This window comes from Hydrocarboniphaga sp., from assembly GCF_965279055.1.
In the GTDB taxonomy this organism is placed as follows: domain Bacteria; phylum Pseudomonadota; class Gammaproteobacteria; order Nevskiales; family Nevskiaceae; genus Hydrocarboniphaga.
In genome coordinates, this window is sequence record NZ_OZ257125.1 from 4,936,655 (window position 1) to 4,953,772 (window position 17,118).

Sequence of the window (17,118 nt, forward strand, 5' to 3'; positions counted from 1 at the left end):
TCCCGCGAAAGCGGGAATCCTGCGCGGATATCACCGCTCTCCGTTGATCCCGAGTGGCCGCGACGCGGCGTATCGTCGGAATCCGGCACGAAAGTGCGGTCGCCTCCCTCGATACGCGGGCAAAGCCCGCTACTCGGGACGAACGGAGTTTTGTTGTGGCGGCTTAAAACGGCGGATCACGACCCTACATGGGCTGGCGTTGAGCCCGTTCATCCCGCGTAGCGGCGTAGCGGCGTATCGAGGGACGCATCTCCCGCGCGCGCAGGGCGGTTCGTGACCTGCCGCTATTGTCCGGCTCAAACCGTCGCCGTCACCACGATTTCGATCTTCCACTCCGCCAGCGCGAGCCGCGCCTGCACGGTCGCGCGCGGCGGGGTGTGGCCTTGAGCGACCCAGCCGTCCCAGACGTCGTTCATCGCCGCGAAGTCGGCGATGTCGGCCAGAAAAACCTCGGCACGCAGGATGCGCGTCTTGTCGCTGCCGGCCTGCGCCAGCAAGGCGTCGATCGACGCCAGCACCTGCGCGGTCTGGCCGCGAATGTCGGCGCTGGCATCGTCGGCGACCTGGCCGGCCAGGTAGGCAACGCCGTTGTGAACGGCCATCTCGGACATGCGCCGCCCCACCTCGAAACGCTGGATCATCGAACGGGCTCCTGCGGTTGAAGCGCTCATTCTATTGCGGCTGCGCGCGCAAGCCGCGCTGCATGAGCACGCCGACCACGACGAACAGCACCGCCGCGCTGAGCGCCAGCGACCAGTGGATGCCGATGCGCTGTCCGACCAGGCCGACGGTGATGCCGCTGAACGTGCGCATGCCCATCGCGAACATGTTGTAGACGCCGATCGCGCGGCCGCGCATTTCGGCCGGCGCCTCCAACTGCACCAGGGTCTGCGCCATCGAGTTGAAGGCCAGTTCGACGAAGCCGGTGAAGAACAGCAGCAGCAGGGACAGCGGGTAGAACGGCAGCAGCGCGAAGGTGCCCAGCGACAGGCACCAGATCATCGCCAGCACACAGGCGGTGCGCGCCGCCGGCCGCAGCAGGTTGCGGCTTTCCAGCAAAACGCCGGCAACCAGCGCGCCGGCCGCATCGGCGGCGAGCAGGGCGCTGTACGACAGGTCCGCATGCGTGTGACCGAGGTCCTGCGCGAAGCCCGGCATCTGCGCCTGGTAGGCGTTGCCGATGAACAGCGAAGCCGAGCCGGCGAGTGCGGTCATCGACACGATCACGCGGTTGCTGCCGACTTCGCGAAGGGTGCTCCAGATGTCGCCGAAGCCGCGGATCGCGCGACGCGCCACGCTCGCACCGGCCGCGCGAAACTGAGGCCCGTAAGGCGCGGCGATCAGCCAGATGATGAAAGGCAGATACAGCAGCGCATTCGCCAGAATGCCGAACGACGGGCCGAGCAGCAGCAGGAAAGCACCGCCGACCGCGGGGCCGGCGAGCAGGCCGAGCTGGCGCGAGGTCGCCGTCAGCCGCACCGCGCTCTGCAGATGCGCAGGCCCGACGATGTCGTGCAGCAGCACCTGCGAGGCCGGGCCCCAGAGCACGCCGGCGCAGCCATGCAGGATCAGCAGCAGCGCCGCATGCCACAGCTGCAGCGAGTCGTTCAGGAACAGCAGACCCCAGGCCACCGACACCGCGCTGAACAGGCCCATGCCGAGCTGGATCATGCGGCGCGGATCGTAGCGGTCGGTCAGCAGGCCGGAGTACACCGAAAACAGCAGGAACGGCAGCCAGTGGGAAATCACCGCGAAGCCGCCCAGCGCCGGCGAATGAAATTTCTGGAAACACACCCAGTAGCTGATCACGTGCTCGATGCTGTCGGCCATCATCGCCATCGCCGACCAGGCGAAATACTGGCGATAGCCGGGATGGCGCAGCGCGGCGAAAGCGACGGCGGGAGCGGCGGTGGAAGTCGACACGATACGGGCGCTGCGACGATCGGACGGCCATGATGCCAGCTTGAAAAGGCGGCGACCGCTAAGATCATTCCGCAGAGGGCCTCTGCCGATCCTGGCGGATGGCCGTTGAACACACAGGGAGTGACGATGAAACATACGTCGAAGCGGTTCGCGATCTGGCTGGTGCCGATGCTGGCGCTGCTGCTGTCGGGCTGCGGCTACAACAAGATCCAGCAGCAGGATGAAGCGGTGACGGCGTCCTGGTCCGAAGTGGTGAACCAGTACCAGCGGCGCGCCGATCTGGTGCCGAACCTGGTCAACACCGTCAAGGGCTACGCCGACCAGGAGAAAAGCGTGCTGGTCGAGGTGACCGAGGCGCGGGCGAGAGTCGGCGGCATCAATGCGACGCCGGAGCTGATCAACGATCCGGAAGCTTTCGAGAAATTCCAGCAGGCCCAGGGCCAGCTGACCTCGGCGCTGTCGCGCCTGCTGGTGGTCAGCGAGAACTATCCGAACCTGAAATCCGACGCCGCGTTCCGCGATCTGCAGGCGCAGCTCGAAGGCACCGAGAACCGCATCACCGTGGCGCGCAAGCGCTACATCGACGCGGTTCAGGTCTATAACGTCACGGTGCGCTCGTTCCCGCAGAATCTGACCGCGAAAATGTTCGGCGCCAGCGTCAAGCCGAACTTCAAGGTCGAGAACGAGGCGCAGATTGCCAAGCCGCCGACCGTGGATTTCGGCAAGCCGCAGTAAGCGTCGCGTGCGGATTTTCAGCCGTTTTCTGCTGCTCGCGGCGCTGTTCGCCGCGGTGCCGGCGTGGGCGCAGCAGACACCGGTGCCGGCGCTGCGTGCCCACGTTACCGACACCAGCGGCACGCTGACGCAGACCGAGCAGCAGGCGCTGGACAGCAAGCTCGCGGCGTTCGAGCAGCGCAAGGGCAGCCAGCTGGCGGTGCTGATCGTGCCGACGCTGGGCGACGAGACCATCGAGCAGTACGGCATTCGCGTTGCGGAAGCCTGGAAGCTCGGCCGCAAGAACGTCGACGACGGCGCGATCCTGCTGGTCGCCAAGAACGACCGGCAGCTGCGCATCGAGGTCGGCTACGGCCTGGAAGGCGCGCTGCCGGATGCGATCGCCAAGCGCATCATCAGCGAGACGATCACGCCCTACTTCCGCAACGGCGACTTCTACACCGGCATCTCCGCCGGTGTCGACGCGATGATCGCAGTCGTCGACGGCGAGCCGCTGCCGGAGCCTTCGCGTGATCGCTCGCATTCTTCGCGGCACGGCGAGATTTCGCCGCTGGGCGTGATCGCGGTGATCATCGGCGTCATCGTCGGTTTCGTGGTGCGTTTCTCGACCAATCGCGTCGCCGGCGCCGGCACCGCGCTGATCGTGTCCGGCGTCATCGCGGCGCTACTGATCGGCTTGGCCGGCGCGCTGATCTACGCGATCTTCGCCTTCATCTTCGTCATCGGCGGCGCCGAAGCGGTGCTCTACGGCATGCTCAGTGGCGGTGGTCGTGGCGGCGGCGGCTTCGGCGGCGGTGGTGGCGGTTTCAGCGGCGGAGGCGGCGGCTTCGGTGGCGGCGGCGCTTCGGGGAGATGGTGATGACATCCGCAAGCAAGGGCTCGCGCCTGTGGCGCCATCTGCTCGGCGCGCGCGCCACGCGCCGCCATTTTCCGGCAGCCGTGCTCGCCGACATCGAAGCCGCGACGAAGCGCTGCGAAGGCCAGCATCCGGGCGAAATCCGCTTCATCGTCGAGGCCGCGCTGCCGGTCGCCAGCGTGCTCGCCGGCACCACGCCGCGGCAGCGTGCGGTCGAGCTGTTCGCGCATTACGGCGTCTGGGACACCGAACATAACAACGGCGTGCTGATCTACGTTTTGCTGGCGGATCGCGACGTCGAAATCGTCGCCGACCGCGGGGTCGCCGATGGCCGCGTGCCGCCCGCCGAATGGGAAGCCTGCTGCCGGATCATGGAGCAGCACTACGCCGCCGGCCGCTACAGCGCCGGCTCGGTCGCCGGTATCGAGGCCGTCGCCGCGGTGCTGGCGAAGTACCCGCCGGAGCGCGCCGATGCCGGCAATGAACTGCCGGATGCACCGATCGTCATTTAGACTGCGGTAACGCTGCCCGCCACCGAGGATCCGCCGTGCGCTTTGAAGGTACCGAAAACTACGTCGCCACCGACGACCTGACGATGGCGGTCAATGCCGCCGTGACCCTCGGCCGGCCGCTGCTGGTCAAGGGCGAGCCCGGCACCGGCAAGACCCAGCTGGCGATGGAAGTCGCCAAGGCGCTGAACCGCCCGTTCCTGGACTGGGCAATCAAGTCCACGACCAAGGCCCAGCACGGCCTCTACGAATACGACGCGGTGTCGCGCCTGCGCGACAGCCAGCTCGGCGACGACAAGGTCAAGGACATCGGCAACTACATCATCAAAGGCAAGCTCTGGGAGTGTTTCGAAAGCAACCAGCAGCCGGTGCTGCTGATCGACGAAATCGACAAGGCCGACATCGAGTTCCCGAACGATTTGCTGCGCGAACTCGACCAGATGGAGTTCTACGTCTACGAAACCAAGCAGACCATCCGCGCGACCAATCGCCCGGTGATCATCATCACGTCGAACAACGAAAAGGAACTGCCGGATGCGTTCCTGCGCCGCTGCTTCTTCCACTACATCCGTTTCCCCGAGAAGGAAACGATGCAGAAGATCGTCGACGTGCATTTCCCGGATCTGAAAAAGAATCTGGTCAAGGAGGCGATGGAAGTGTTCTTCGGCCTGCGCGATCTGCCGGGCCTGAAGAAAAAGCCGTCCACTTCGGAGCTGCTCGACTGGCTCAAGCTGCTGATGGCCGAGGACATCGATCCCAGCGTGCTGCGCGAAACCGCGACCAAGAAATCGCTGCCGCCGCTGTACGGTGCGCTGCTGAAGAACGAGCAGGACGTGCATCTGTTCGAGCGCATCGCGTTCATGGCGCGTCGCGGAAACTAGCTGCTTTTTCCCTCTCCCTCCGGCAGAGGGTGTCGCGAAGCGACGGGTGAGGGCCTCGCAGCGCCGATCTAATCTGAAACGCCCTCACCCGACGCGCCAAGCGCGCCGACCTCTCCCGGAGGGAGAGGCAAGCATTCGCATTCGGAGTTTCAGATGAGTCGTCTTTTCGAGCCCTACAAGCTGCGCGACCTCACATTGCGCAATCGCGTTGTCGTCTCGCCGATGTGCCAGTACTCGGCCGTCGACGGATCGCCCAACGACTGGCATCGCGTCCATCTGGGCAGCCGCGCGATCGGCGGCGCCGGCCTGGTGATCGCGGAGGCCACCGCCGTCGAGGCGCGCGGCCGCATCAGCCCCGGCGACACCGGCCTGTATCGCGACGAGCACATCGCGGCCTGGGCGCCGATCACGCGTTTCATCAGGGAAGCCGGCGCGGTTGCCGGAATCCAGCTTGCGCATGCCGGCCGCAAGGCCAGCTGCGCCCTGCCCTGGGACGGCGGTCTCGGCATCACGCCGGAGCAGGGCGGCTGGGCGCCGATCGTCGCGCCGAGCGCGCTGGCTTTCGACGACAGCTCCATCACGCCGCGCGCACTGGCGGCGTCCGAGCTGCCCGACCTGATCGCGAGCTTCGCGCTGGCGGCACAACGCGCGCTCGCCGCCGGTTTCGAGCTGATCGAAATTCACGGCGCGCACGGCTATCTGCTGCACGAATTCCTGTCGCCGCTGAGCAATCAGCGCAGCGACGACTGCGGCGGCAGCTTCGACAATCGCATCCGGCTGACGCTCGATGTGATTGCCGCGGTGCGCGCCGTGTGGCCGGAACGGCTGCCGCTGCTGTTGCGCATCTCCGCGACCGATTGGGCCGATAGCGGCGGCTGGGACATCGAACAGAGCATCGAGCTGGCGCGCCGCGTGAAGCCGTTGGGCGTCGACCTGATCGACGTCTCCAGCGGCGGCAATCTGCCGAAAGTGAAAATCCCGGTCGGGCCCGGCTACCAGGTGCCGTTGTCGGCGCGCATCCGCCGCGAAGCGAGCATCGCCACCGGCGCGGTCGGCATGATCACCGAGGCGCTGCAGGCGCAGGGGATCATCGAAGCCGGCGACGCCGATCTGGTGCTGCTGGCCCGCGAGCTGTTGCGCGATCCGTACTGGCCGATGCATGCCGCCAAGCAGCTCGGCGCGGAGATCAAGGCGCCGCTGCAATACGGGCGCGCCTGGTAGGGCCTGATATTCCCGCGAAAGCGGGAATCCGGTGCGGATACCACCACCCTCCGTTCGTCCCGAGTAGCGGGCTTTGCCCGCGTATCGAGGGACCCGACCGCGATCCGCTCCCTCGATACGCTTCGCAAGCGAAGCTACTCGGGACGAACGGAGGGTGGTGTCGGCAACTCCATGCGGGTGCAGCGCTAAGCCAGCTTGGGCGCCGCCTCCATCGCGCGCCACAGGTACCAGCTGGCGATCGACCGGTAAGGCGCCCAGCGCGCCGCGATCGCGAGCGTCGCCTCGTCGTCGAGCTTGTCGCCATCGTTGAACAGCCGGTTGACGCCGTTGCGCAGGCCGACGTCGCCGAGCGAGAAAATGTCCAGGCGCGCGAGCGCGAACATCAGGTACATCTCGGCGGTCCAGCGGCCGATGCCGGGCAGCGCGTCCAGCGCTGCTATCGCGGACTCGTCGTCCATGTGGCGCAGCTTCGCAAAACTAAATTCGCCGCTGTGTACGAGTCGCGCGATGCCGACCAGCCATCTGGCTTTCGCATTCGACAGGCCGGCGGCACGCAGGATCTCGTGCTCGGCCTCGACGAAATGCGCCGGCGTGAACCAGCCCTTCTTTGTCGCGCCGGCCAGCACGGCGGTGGCGACGCGGGCCTGGATCGTGTCGGCTGCTTTCACCGACAGCTGCTGGCTGATGATCGAGGTGCACAGCACATGAAACGGATCGAGCCGCGACTGGCCGATGGTGCAACGCGGGTAGGTCTTGATCAGCCGCTTCATCACCGGGCAGCGCCTGGCCAGATGGCGCTCGGCGGCGGCCATCTCATCGGCGCTGACCAGCACTTTGACCGGCGCCGGACTCAAGAGCGCGCCCTTGCGTACAATGCGATGAACCCGTAACCACCCGGATCGGCCTGGACCATGCTGTTCTCGTTCTTCTTCACGCTGCGTGCCGCGGGATTGAAAACGGCACTCTCCGAGTTTCTCACCCTGCTCGAAGCGCTGTCCAAGCACGTCGCGATCTTCTCGATCGACGACTTCTATCACCTCGCGCGCACCACGCTGGTCAAGGACGAAAGCCAGTACGACCGCTTCGATCGCGCGTTCGCCGCCTATTTCAAGGGCATCGAGGCGGTGACCGGCGAAGCCTTCGGCACCAGCATCCCCGAAGAATGGCTGCGCAAGCAGGCCGACAAATTCCTCACCGATGAGGAGAAGGCCAAGATCGCCGCGCTCGGCGGCCTCGACAAATTGATGGAGACGCTGAAGCAGCGTCTGGAAGAACAGAAGGACCGTCACCAGGGCGGCAACAAATGGGTCGGCACCGGCGGCACCAGCCCGTTCGGCAATGGCGGCTACAACCCGGAAGGCGTGCGCATCGGCGGCGAAGGCGGGCAGAAGAAAGCGGTCAAGGTCTGGGAAAAGCGCGACTTCAAGAACCTCGACGACAGCGTCGAGCTCGGCACGCGCAACATCAAGATCGCGCTGCGCCGCCTGCGCCGCTTTGCGCGCGAAGGCGCGGCCGATCAGCTGGACCTGGACGACACCATCCGCAGCACCGCGCGCAACGCCGGCTACCTCGACATCAAGATGGTGCCGGAGCGCCGCAACGCGGCCAAAGTGCTGCTGTTTCTCGATGTCGGCGGCTCGATGGACCCTTACATCAAGATCTGCGAAGAGCTGTTCAGCGCGGCCAAGACCGAGTTCAAGCATCTCGAGTACTACTACTTCCACAACTTCATTTACGAAAGTGTGTGGAAGGACAATGCGCGCCGCCACGCCGAGCGTATTCCGCTGTACGACGTGCTGCGCAAGTACACGCCCGACTACAAGATCGTGTTCGTCGGCGACGCTGCGATGAGTCCCTACGAAATCGTCCAGGCTGGCGGCAGTGTCGAGCACTGGAACGAGGAGGCCGGCGCGGTGTGGATGCAGCGGCTGATGAACGCCTATCCGCATCTGGTCTGGTTCAATCCCGAAGCGCCGCAGCGCTGGGAGTACACGCCTTCGGTTGGGGTAGTGCAAAAGCTCGTCGGTGAGGACAGGATGTTCCCGCTGACGCTGGCCGGGCTCGAGCAGGGCATGCGCCGGCTCAGCCACTAGGGGCGCGTGGTGCGTCCGCTACACTAGCCGCCCTGCTCGACAGGGCTTCAACAAAAAACTACTGGGGAGACAATCTGATGGCTGCCATTCACGCTTTGCTTGGATTTGCTGGCTGGACCCTGCTGCTGGTGCTGATCGTGTTCGGCTACCGCGGCTTCCGCTTCCTGACCGGCACGCCGATCAATGCCTGGCCGCGCGGCAGCAAGCCGGCCAACGAGGCGGGCTTCGCGATTCGCGCCGGCGACGCGCATGCGAACGCAGTGGAGAATCTGGTTGTCTTTGCTGCGATCGTGCTGTCGGCGCAGGCGCTGGGCCGTGCGGACGCGATTGCGGCTTTCGCCGCGTACGTGCTGTACGCCCGCATCGGCCAGAGCGTCGTGCACCTGATCGGCACCAACCAGATCCTGGTGCTGATCCGCGCCACGTTCTGGTCGATCCAACTCTTCCTCATGTTCTGGATGCTGTGGCAACTCTTCGTCTGAAACGACTGCGGCGCCGCCTGTGGCGCCTGTTGTGGAGCGCGCTATTCGTGATCGCGCTGCTGACCCTGCTCGCCAATCGCTGGGTCATCAACAGCACCGACGCCTACGTCTACCGCAATTGGGCGCTGCTGCCGGAGAACGATGTCGGTCTGGTGCTCGGCACCAGCCCGTACACCGGCAACGGCAAGCCCAATCCGCATTTCTACGGCCGCATCGAGGCCGCGGTGCAGCTCTACCAGATCGGCAAGATCCGGCACATCATCGTCAGCGGCGCCAACCCCGACGAGACCTACAACGAGCCACGGCAGATGCGCAAGGAGCTGGTCAAGGCCGGCATTCCGGACAACGTCATCACCATGGATTTCGCCGGCCTGCGCACGCTCGATTCCATCACCCGCGCGCACGACGTGTTCGGGCTGGACCGCATCACCGTGATCACCCAGGAATACCACGCCTACCGCGCCGTTTTCATCGGCAAGAAGATCAACATGCGCATCGCCGCCTATGCAGCGCCGGGGCCCGGCCCGCATTTCCAGCCGTATACGCGCGAGGTGTTCGCGCGGGTCAAGGCGGTGCTCGATCTGTTCGTGCTGCGCACGCGGCCGAAGTTTCTCGGCGCGCCCGAGACCATCGATCTGAACCAGGGCGGCAGCGTCGGTGCCGGCGCCAGCGGCGGTTCGCGGTGAGCCGCTGATGAGCCGCGAGTACAGCGCCGCCGACCGGCTGCTGATCGGCCTGCAGCAGCGCCTTTCCGGTTTCAATCGTGCGGCTTCAAGCCGCGCGACGACCATGCCGAGCCCGGCGCGCGGCGCGCCGGCCGGCGACCTCGCCGATAGCGAGCGCCGCCACGCGGCCGGGCTGATGCGCGTCAACCACGCCGGCGAGGTCGCCGCTCAGGCGCTGTATCACGGCCAGGCGCTGGCCTCGCGTGATCCGCTGCTGCGCGAGCACCTGCTGCAGGCCGCCGACGAGGAGCGCGCGCATCTGCAATGGTGCGAGCAGCGCCTCACCGAACTCGGCGAAAAGCCTAGCCTGCTGCAGCCGCTGTGGTACGCCGGCTCGTTCGCGATGGGCGCGGCCGCCGGCATCGCCGGTGATCGCTGGAGCCTGGGCTTCGTCGAGGAGACCGAAAAGCAGGTCGCCGAACATCTCGAAGAGCATCTGCAGAAACTCCCCGTCGACGACGCCCGCAGCCGCGCCGTCATCGAGGCCATGCGCGCCGACGAGCAGCGCCACGGCCAGGAAGCCCATGACCTTGGCGGCCGTCCGTTGCCGGCGCCGGTGCGCGCGCTGATGAAGCGCGTCGCCATCGTGATGAAGACCGCGGCATACCGCTTTTAGGGCCGATCCCACAAAAACCCCGCCACGAAACCCCGTTCGTCCCGAGCAGCGGGCTTGAGCCCGCGTATCGAGGGATCGGACTGCGCGTGCCGTCGGCTCCCTCGATACGCCTGCCAGCGAGGCTACTCGGGACGAACGGAGGAGCGCGGTATCCGCCAAACAAAAAAGCCGGCTTTCGCCGGCTTTTTTCACCTCAATGCAGCAGCTGCAGCAATGGCATTCGCGCCGGCTGCGGGTTTACGCGCTCACAAAGCTGCTCCAGCAGTTGCAGGCCCAGCGGCCATTCCGAGTAGCCGGACTTGGTGTTGATGTGACCGGCGGCGTCCAGCCGCACGAAGTCACTGCCCCAGCGTTCGGCCCAGGCCTGGGCCTTCTCGAACGGCATCCAGGGATCGTTGGTGCTGGCCACGACCGTGGTCGGAAAGTCGATGGTGTGCTGCGGCAGCTTGTCCTCGACGCGGAAGCGCGCCGGATCGGCCGGGGCCACCAGCAGGGCACCGGCGATCAGGTTGCTCTGGAACACCGAGGCGCGCACCGTCGCCAGGCAGCCGAAGCTGTGCGCGACGATCACCACCGGCTCGTTGGCGCTGATCGCGGTCTCGACCACCTTGCGCGACCAGCGCTCGAGGTTGGGCCAGGTCCAGTCGTCCTGCTCGACGCGAGTGAAGCGCGGATGCTGGCGCTGCCAGGCGCTCTGCCAGTGATCCGGGCCGCTGCCGAACAGGCCCGGCGCCATCAGCACCCGGACGCCGGCGAAGCGCGCGCCGGCGACGTCGACCAGCATCTGGCCGTCGTTGGTGGCATTGCGGCTGCGCTCGCTGACCGTGTCGCGGCTGCTGCCGCTGGTCTGCGGGGTGGCCCGCTGCGGGCGGGCGAGGGCCTGAATCGGCATCACGTTCTCCATAAGACCCGCAGCAGGCTGCTGCGGTATCGCCACCTTAGGGAGAACGCGCTTAATGCAAAAGGAATATGAAAGTATTTATGCCTAACAAAGCGGTATAAAGCGCCCGACTTCTATCGCTGGATCAGCCTGCCGTAGAAGATTTCCATGATCTCGTGGTCGACCCGCTCGCTGATTCGCTTGGCGTCGCGCAGCGGCAGCTCGGCTGCACCTTCGCCGAACAGGTAGGTGTCCAGGTCCAGTTCCTTGAGCTTCATCTTGGTGTGGAAGATGTTCTCCTGGTAGACGTTGACGTCGACCATGTCGTAGCGCTCGCGGATGCTCTTGCCGATGAAGTTCTGGATCGAGTCGACGTTGTGGTCGATGAAATGCTTCATGCCGCGCACGTTGCGGGTGAAGCCGCGCACGCGGTAGTCCATCACCACGATGTCGCTCTCGAAGCTCTTGATCAGGTAGTTCAGCGCCTTCAGCGGCGAAATCTTGCCGCAGGTGCTGACGTCGATATCGGCGCGGAAGGTGCTGATGCCGGCGTCCGGGTGCGTTTCCGGGTAGGTGTGGACGGTGATGTGGCTCTTGTCCAGGTGCGAGACCACGGACTCCTTGGTGATCTCGGTGCCCGGTTCCGGCATGCCCGGCGTCGGCAGGCCGTCGAGGTGGCCTTCGGAGATCAGCATCGTCACCGAGGCGCCCTGGGGGTCGTAGTCCTGGCGGGCGACGTTGAGCACGTTGGCGCCGATGATGTCGGCGACTTCGGTCAGGATCGCGGTCAGACGCTCGGCGTTGTAGGCCTCGTCGATGTACTCGATGTATTCCTGCTGATGCTGCGGCGTGCGCGCATAGCAGATGTCGTAAATGTTGAAGCTCAAGGTCTTGGTCAGGTTGTTGAACCCGAGGAGCTTGAGCTTGGGATTATTGGTCGGCTTGGTCTTCGTCACGCGAGAGATCCCCGAGGAGATGAGCAGATTGAGAGGGACCGCGTGCGAACCCCGCACGCGAAGGGGCGACATTATGAGGGAATTCGATGACAGCGGTGCGTCGCCCGGCTTCCCGCTGCAGGCTCCCGCTACGGCGTCTCGATCAGCTCGTAGCTGTGCGTGACGTTGACGCCGCCACGCTTGAGCATGATCGAGGCCGAGCAGTACTTGTCGGCCGACAGTTCCACCGCGCGTTTCACCTGGTTCTCGTTCATGCCCTTACCTTTGATGATGAACTTCAGGTGGATGTCGGTGAACACTTTGGGCTCGGTGTCGGCACGCCTGCCGTCCACTTCCACCGAGCAGTCGCTGACCGGCTGCCGGGCCTTCTTGAGGATATGCACCATGTCGACTGCGGAGCAGGAGCCCACCGAGAGCAGCATCAGCTCCATCGGCCGCGCGCCGAGGTTGCGGCCGCCGATATCCGGCGGCCCGTCGATCACCACCGCGTGGCTGCTGCCGGTTTCGCCGATGAACGCGGCGTTCTCGACCCACTTCACCCGTGCTTGCACGATTCTCTCCGTATTTACTAGTTGACATGGAATTTTGGTGTTATTTTCCCCAATAAAAGGGCACGACCCAATAATTATTCTGGCTGTTTCACGTGGTCCATTGCGGTAAAAGGGGGTGGGGATATGTTCATGCAGAAGCCGGCCGTGCAGGCCTTCATCGCGCAGGCGCACAAGCGCACGCTGCCTCCCAAGCATACGGTCATTCATGCCGGGGACGAGCCCAAGTCGCTGTACCTGATCCTCGAGGGTTCGGTCAGCATCCTGCTCGAGGACGAGGATGGGCGCGAGATGGTGCTGGCCTACCTGAACACCGGCTCCTTCTTCGGCGAAATGTGCCTGTTTCCGGATCAGCCGCGGCGCTCGGCGATCGTGCGCACGCGCGTGCCGACCCTGGTCGCCGAAATCGGCTACCAGGCGTTTTCGACTTTCGTGCAGCAGAACCCGCAAATCATGTACGAAGTCGCCGGCCAGCTCGCGGCCCGCCTGCGCGACACCAGCCGGCGCCTCGGCGACCTGGCTTTTCTGGATGTCGCCGGCCGCCTTGCCCACGCGCTGCTGGAGCTGTGCCAGCAGCCCGACGCACAGCCGAATCCGCGCGGCACCATGGTCAAATGCAGTCGCCAGGAGCTGGCGCGCATCATCGGCTGCTCGCGCGAAATGGCCGGCCGCGTGCTGAAGAAGCTGGAGGAGGACGGCATGCTGCAAGCCCAGGGCCGCAGCATCCTGGTGCTCGGCGTCCAGCACAAGGGCAAGGAAAACATCGGCCGGGCCGGCGAGCGCAGCTAGCGCCGGTCGTCGCGCCTCAGCCGATCAGCGCCTGCAGCGCCGCGGCCGGGCTCGGCTGGCGCATCAGCGACTCACCGACCAGGAAGCGACGCACGCCGGCGGCGAGCATGCGCTGTACGTCCGCGCTCGCGGCGATGCCGCTTTCGGTGACCACTTCGGCACCGGCCGGCAGCTGGTCCAGCAGATCCAGCGTAGTGTCCAGGCTGGTGGCGAAGCTGCGCAGGTTGCGGTTGTTGATGCCCAGCAGATAGTCGTCGCCGAGTTGCGCGTCGAGCACCTGCTGCAGTTCGGCGCCGTCGTGAATCTCCACCAGCACGTCGAGGCCGAGTTCACGCGAACAGGTGTGCAATTCGCGCAGGCGCTGCGTGCTCAGCGCGGCCGCGATCAGCAGCACGCAGTCGGCACCGATCGCGCGCGCCTGCACGATCTGGATTTCGTCGATCAGGAAATCCTTGCGGATCACCGGCAGCGAGCAGGCGCGGCGCGCGGCGACCAGATACTCGTCGCCGCCCTGAAAGAAATCGCGGTCGGTCAGTACCGACAGGCAAGCCGCACCGCCCTGCTCGTACTCCAGCGCCAGCCAGGCCGCGTCGAAATCGGCGCGGATCAGACCTTTGCTCGGCGAGGCGCGCTTGATCTCGGCGATCACCGCGGGGCCGGCGACCGCGGCGCGGCGCAGTGCCGCGGAAAAGCCGCGCAGCGGATCCTGAGCCAGCGCCAGCGTGCGCAGCTGATCGATCGTCGTGGTCTTGCGCAGCTCGGCGATTTCTTCGCGCTTGCGTGCCAGGATGGTGTCGAGGATGTCGCTCATGCCTTGATATCTCCGAGACGGCGCGAAACGCGCACGTAGTCGTCGAGCTTGGCGCGTGCCGCGCCGCTGCGGATGGCGGCGCGCGCGCGCGCCAGGCCGTCGGCGATGTCGCGGGCGACACCGGCTGCATACAGCGCGGCGCCGGCATTGAGCGCGACGATGTCGCGCGCCGGGCCGGGCTGATCGCCCAAGGCTTCGAGTAATCGCGTCTTCGATTCTTCTGCATTGTCGACACGCAGGTTGCGCGTCGCCGACATCGCGATGCCGAAGTCTTCCGGATGGATTTCGTATTCGCGCACCAGGCCGTCGCGCAGCTCGCCGACCTTGGTCGCGGCACCGAGTGAAATCTCGTCGAGACCGTCGCTGCCCCAGACCACCAGCGCGCGCTCGCTGCCGAGTTTCTGCAGCGCGCGCACCTGGATACCGACCAGGTCGACGTGGAATACGCCCATCAAAATATTCGGCGCGTCCGCCGGATTGGTCAGCGGGCCGAGGATGTTGAAGATCGTGCGCGCGCCGAGTTCCTTGCGCACCGGCGCGACCACCTTCATCGCCGGGTGATGCTTGGGCGCGAACATGAAGCCGAAGCCGACTTCCTTCAGGCAGGCCGCAACCTGCTCGGGCTCCAGCTCGATTGCCGCGCCTAAGGCTTCGAGCACGTCGGCGGCGCCGCTCTTCGACGACACGCCGCGATTGCCGTGCTTGGCGACGCGCGCGCCGGCCGCCGCCGCGGTGAAGCTCGCCGCGGTGGAGATGTTGAACGTGTGCGCGCCGTCGCCGCCGGTGCCGACCACGTCGACGAAATGCGGGTCTGGCGGCAACACCACCTTGCGCGAGAACTCGCGCAGCACGCTGGCCGCGGCGGCGATTTCGCCGATGGTTTCCTTCTTCACGCGCAGGCCGGTCAGCAGCGCCGCGACCATCAGCGGCGAGACCTCGCCGCGCATGATCTGGCGCATCAGGTCGATCATTTCATCGTGAAAAATCTCGCGATGCTCGATGGTGCGCGTCAGCGCCTGCTGCGGCGTGATGCTCATCGGCTGTGCTCCACGAAATTCTTCAGCAGCGCATGACCGTGCTCGGTCAGGATCGACTCGGGATGAAACTGCACGCCCTCGATTGCCAGCGTTTTATGACGCAGGCCCATGACCTCGTCACGCGTACCGTCGGCGTGTTCGGTCCAGGCGGTGACTTCCAGCTCCGCCGGGAACGTGCCCTGCTCGACGATCAGCGAGTGATAGCGCGTCGCCGTGTACGGCGACGGCAGATCGCGAAATACACCGACACCCTGGTGATGCACCAGGCTGGTCTTGCCGTGCATCACCGCGCGTGCGCGGCGCACGTCGCCGCCAAAAGCCTGGCCGATAGCCTGATGGCCCAGGCACACGCCGAGTATCGGAAAGCGGCCGGTCTTGCCGAGCTTGTCGATCAGCTCCAGGCAGATGCCGGCCTCGTTCGGCGTGCATGGCCCCGGCGACAGCACGATCTGGCTGGGCTTGAGCGCGGCGACCTCGTCGACCGTGATCGCATCGTTGCGGTGCACCTGCACCTCGACGCCGAGCTCGCCGAAATACTGGACGAGGTTGTAGGTGAAGGAATCGTAGTTGTCGATCATCAGCAGCATGGCGTTCTTCCGATTCCGTTCACGAGGCCTGCGCGGCGGCTTTCATCATCGCCCGCGCCTTGTTCATGGTCTCGTCCCATTCGGATTGCGGCACCGAGTCGGCGACGATGCCGGCGCCGGCCTGTACGTGCACCAGGCCGTCCTTGATCACCGCGGTGCGTATCGCGATCGCGGTGTCCATATTGCCGTCCCAGCCCAGATAACCGACGGCGCCGCCGTAGATGCCGCGTTTCACCGGCTCGACTTCGTCGATGATTTCCATCGCGCGCACTTTCGGCGCGCCGGACAAGGTGCCGGCCGGGAAGGTCGCCGCGAGCGCATGCAGCGCGTCGAGGCCCGGCTTCAACTTTCCGGTGACGTTGCTGACGATGTGCATCACGTGGCTGTAGCGCTCGATCGCCATTTTCTCGGTGACCTTGACGCTGCCGGTGGACGCGACGCGGCCGACATCGTTGCGGCCGAGATCGATCAGCATCAGGTGTTCGGCGAGTTCCTTGTCGTCGGCGAGCAGCTCGGTTTCGAGTTGCTGGTCTTCGACGATCGTCGCGCCGCGTTTGCGCGTGCCGGCGATCGGCCGCACGGTGACATCACCGTCCTCGACGCGCACCAGGATTTCCGGCGAGGAGCCGACGACGTGGTGATCGCCCAGGTCCATGCAGTAAAGATACGGCGACGGATTAAGGCGTCGGATCGCCCGATACAGCGCGATCGGCTCGGCCGCGAACGGCGCGGACAGGCGCTGCGACGGCACCACCTGCATGCAGTCGCCGGCGGCGATGTAGTTCTGCACGCGCTGTACCGCTTGCTTGAACTTGGCTTCGCCGAAGCAGGATGTGAAATCGAGTTCCCGCGCATTCGTCGGCAGCGGTGCGCGCGAGACTTCGGTTTTCGCGTTGAGCTGCGCTTCGATTTCGTCGAGGCGCAGGCGCGCGCGCGCCTGGTCGGCCGCGTCGTCGGCGAGCGCGTGGGTGATGATCGTCAGGATCGCGCGCTGGTTGTCGAAAGCGACCAGCTCGTCGGCGAGCATCAGCAGGATGTCCGGCGTGCCGACGGTGTCGGCCGGCTGCGTCGCCGCCAGCCGCGGCTCGAAGTAGCGCACGCAGTCGTAGCCGAAATAGCCGACCAGACCGCCGGAAAAGCGCGGCAGCGCGGCGTCGGGTTGAACGTGGCGGCGCGCGGCGTAGGCGCGGATCCACTCCATCGGATTGGTCGCGCTCGCTTTCTCGATCACATGGCCATCGCGGCTCAGCGTGATCGCATCGCCGCTGACCCGCAGCACTTCGCGCGACGGCAGGCCGATGAAGGAATAGCGGCCCCAGCGTTCGCCGCCGACCATCGATTCGAGCAGGAAAGAGTAGGGCGCGGCGGCGAGCTTCAGATAGGCGCCGACCGGCGTGTCGAGGTCGGCGGAGAGTTCGCGCGTCAGCGCAACATGCGTGTACGGAGTCGCAGAAGTCATGAGTTCGGCT

Annotated in this window: 20 protein-coding genes; 10 read left to right on the forward strand and 10 right to left on the reverse strand. The window is 65.7% G+C overall.

Annotated features, from left to right (window positions below; translation table 11 throughout):
- Nucleotides 1–296 precede the first annotated feature (296 nt).
- Both ACQZF9_RS22090 and ACQZF9_RS22095 read right to left on the reverse strand, forming a co-directional pair.
- Nucleotides 297–641 (reverse strand): RidA family protein, encoded by a 345-nt coding sequence (locus tag ACQZF9_RS22090; protein WP_428311117.1) that lies wholly within the window; start codon nt 639–641, stop codon nt 297–299.
- A gap of 31 nt (nt 642–672) precedes the next feature.
- Nucleotides 673–1,926, reverse strand: coding sequence for an MFS transporter (locus ACQZF9_RS22095; protein WP_428313478.1), 1,254 nt, complete (start codon nt 1,924–1,926; stop codon nt 673–675).
- 123 nt (nt 1,927–2,049) lie between these two features.
- Here ACQZF9_RS22095 and ACQZF9_RS22100 point away from each other — a divergent pair, with 123 nt between their 5' ends.
- The 5 genes from ACQZF9_RS22100 (at nt 2,050) to ACQZF9_RS22120 (ending at nt 6,125) form a co-directional block, all read left to right on the forward strand.
- The gene (locus ACQZF9_RS22100) at nt 2,050–2,658 is read left to right on the forward strand and encodes a LemA family protein (RefSeq protein ID WP_428311118.1); all 609 of its coding nucleotides are present in this window, start codon (nt 2,050–2,052) and stop codon (nt 2,656–2,658) included.
- Between the two features lie 7 nt (nt 2,659–2,665).
- On the forward strand, nt 2,666–3,517 hold the full coding sequence (locus ACQZF9_RS22105; RefSeq protein WP_428311119.1) for a TPM domain-containing protein: 852 nt from the start codon (nt 2,666–2,668) through the stop codon (nt 3,515–3,517).
- On the forward strand, nt 3,517–4,026 hold the full coding sequence (locus ACQZF9_RS22110; protein WP_428311120.1) for a TPM domain-containing protein: 510 nt from the start codon (nt 3,517–3,519) through the stop codon (nt 4,024–4,026). Before ACQZF9_RS22105 ends, ACQZF9_RS22110 begins: the two co-directional genes overlap by 1 nt.
- Before the next feature lie 35 nt (nt 4,027–4,061).
- A complete protein-coding gene (locus ACQZF9_RS22115) occupies nt 4,062–4,904 on the forward strand; it encodes an AAA family ATPase (protein ID WP_428311121.1) in 843 nt (280 codons plus the stop codon).
- A gap of 153 nt (nt 4,905–5,057) precedes the next feature.
- On the forward strand, nt 5,058–6,125 hold the full coding sequence (locus tag ACQZF9_RS22120) for an NADH:flavin oxidoreductase/NADH oxidase (protein WP_428311122.1): 1,068 nt from the start codon (nt 5,058–5,060) through the stop codon (nt 6,123–6,125).
- Nucleotides 6,126–6,310: 185 nt separating this feature from the next.
- Here ACQZF9_RS22120 and ACQZF9_RS22125 read toward each other — a convergent pair whose 3' ends face one another.
- Complete coding sequence (locus ACQZF9_RS22125; RefSeq protein WP_428311123.1) at nt 6,311–6,979, reverse strand: DNA-3-methyladenine glycosylase family protein; 669 nt, start codon at nt 6,977–6,979, stop codon at nt 6,311–6,313.
- A gap of 57 nt (nt 6,980–7,036) precedes the next feature.
- On the opposite strand from ACQZF9_RS22125, the gene ACQZF9_RS22130 reads away from it, so the two are divergent.
- The 4 genes from ACQZF9_RS22130 (at nt 7,037) to coq7 (ending at nt 10,041) form a co-directional block, all read left to right on the forward strand.
- The gene (locus ACQZF9_RS22130; RefSeq protein ID WP_428311124.1) at nt 7,037–8,218 is read left to right on the forward strand and encodes a vWA domain-containing protein; all 1,182 of its coding nucleotides are present in this window, start codon (nt 7,037–7,039) and stop codon (nt 8,216–8,218) included.
- Between the two features lie 77 nt (nt 8,219–8,295).
- Nucleotides 8,296–8,700 carry an MAPEG family protein gene (locus ACQZF9_RS22135; RefSeq protein WP_428311125.1) on the forward strand — a complete coding sequence of 135 codons (405 nt, stop codon included), beginning with the start codon at nt 8,296–8,298 and terminating at the stop codon, nt 8,698–8,700.
- Nucleotides 8,682–9,386, forward strand: a complete 705-nt coding sequence (locus ACQZF9_RS22140; RefSeq protein ID WP_428311126.1) for a SanA/YdcF family protein — start codon at nt 8,682–8,684, stop codon at nt 9,384–9,386. Before ACQZF9_RS22135 ends, ACQZF9_RS22140 begins: the two co-directional genes overlap by 19 nt.
- Before the next feature lie 7 nt (nt 9,387–9,393).
- Nucleotides 9,394–10,041: a 2-polyprenyl-3-methyl-6-methoxy-1,4-benzoquinone monooxygenase gene (gene coq7 / locus ACQZF9_RS22145; protein WP_428311127.1), complete on the forward strand. Its 648-nt coding sequence runs from the start codon at nt 9,394–9,396 to the stop codon at nt 10,039–10,041.
- Between the two features lie 193 nt (nt 10,042–10,234).
- Here the strand turns inward: coq7 and ACQZF9_RS22150 are convergent, their stop codons facing one another.
- The 3 genes from ACQZF9_RS22150 to ACQZF9_RS22160 form a co-directional block, all read right to left on the reverse strand.
- Nucleotides 10,235–10,933: an RBBP9/YdeN family alpha/beta hydrolase gene (locus ACQZF9_RS22150; RefSeq protein WP_428311128.1), complete on the reverse strand. Its 699-nt coding sequence runs from the start codon at nt 10,931–10,933 to the stop codon at nt 10,235–10,237.
- Nucleotides 10,934–11,055: 122 nt separating this feature from the next.
- Complete coding sequence (gene speD / locus ACQZF9_RS22155; RefSeq protein ID WP_428311129.1) at nt 11,056–11,877, reverse strand: adenosylmethionine decarboxylase; 822 nt, start codon at nt 11,875–11,877, stop codon at nt 11,056–11,058.
- 128 nt (nt 11,878–12,005) lie between these two features.
- Nucleotides 12,006–12,428 carry an OsmC family protein gene (locus tag ACQZF9_RS22160; RefSeq protein WP_428311130.1) on the reverse strand — a complete coding sequence of 141 codons (423 nt, stop codon included), beginning with the start codon at nt 12,426–12,428 and terminating at the stop codon, nt 12,006–12,008.
- A gap of 129 nt (nt 12,429–12,557) precedes the next feature.
- On the opposite strand from ACQZF9_RS22160, the gene crp reads away from it, so the two are divergent.
- Complete coding sequence (crp, locus tag ACQZF9_RS22165) at nt 12,558–13,214, forward strand: cAMP-activated global transcriptional regulator CRP (protein ID WP_428311131.1); 657 nt, start codon at nt 12,558–12,560, stop codon at nt 13,212–13,214.
- Between the two features lie 16 nt (nt 13,215–13,230).
- On the opposite strand, the gene trpC is transcribed toward crp, so the two are convergent.
- The 4 genes from trpC to trpE are packed head-to-tail and all read right to left on the reverse strand — an operon-like array spanning nt 13,231 to nt 17,108.
- The gene (gene trpC, locus ACQZF9_RS22170) at nt 13,231–14,025 is read right to left on the reverse strand and encodes an indole-3-glycerol phosphate synthase TrpC (RefSeq protein ID WP_428311132.1); all 795 of its coding nucleotides are present in this window, start codon (nt 14,023–14,025) and stop codon (nt 13,231–13,233) included.
- A complete protein-coding gene (gene trpD / locus ACQZF9_RS22175; protein ID WP_428311133.1) occupies nt 14,022–15,062 on the reverse strand; it encodes an anthranilate phosphoribosyltransferase in 1,041 nt (346 codons plus the stop codon). The genes trpC and trpD overlap by 4 nt, the downstream gene beginning before the upstream one ends.
- The gene (locus ACQZF9_RS22180) at nt 15,059–15,649 is read right to left on the reverse strand and encodes an anthranilate synthase component II (RefSeq protein ID WP_428311134.1); all 591 of its coding nucleotides are present in this window, start codon (nt 15,647–15,649) and stop codon (nt 15,059–15,061) included. The genes trpD and ACQZF9_RS22180 overlap by 4 nt, the downstream gene beginning before the upstream one ends.
- Before the next feature lie 19 nt (nt 15,650–15,668).
- The gene (gene trpE / locus ACQZF9_RS22185) at nt 15,669–17,108 is read right to left on the reverse strand and encodes an anthranilate synthase component I (protein WP_428311135.1); all 1,440 of its coding nucleotides are present in this window, start codon (nt 17,106–17,108) and stop codon (nt 15,669–15,671) included.
- Between the last annotated feature and the right edge of the window lie 10 nt (nt 17,109–17,118).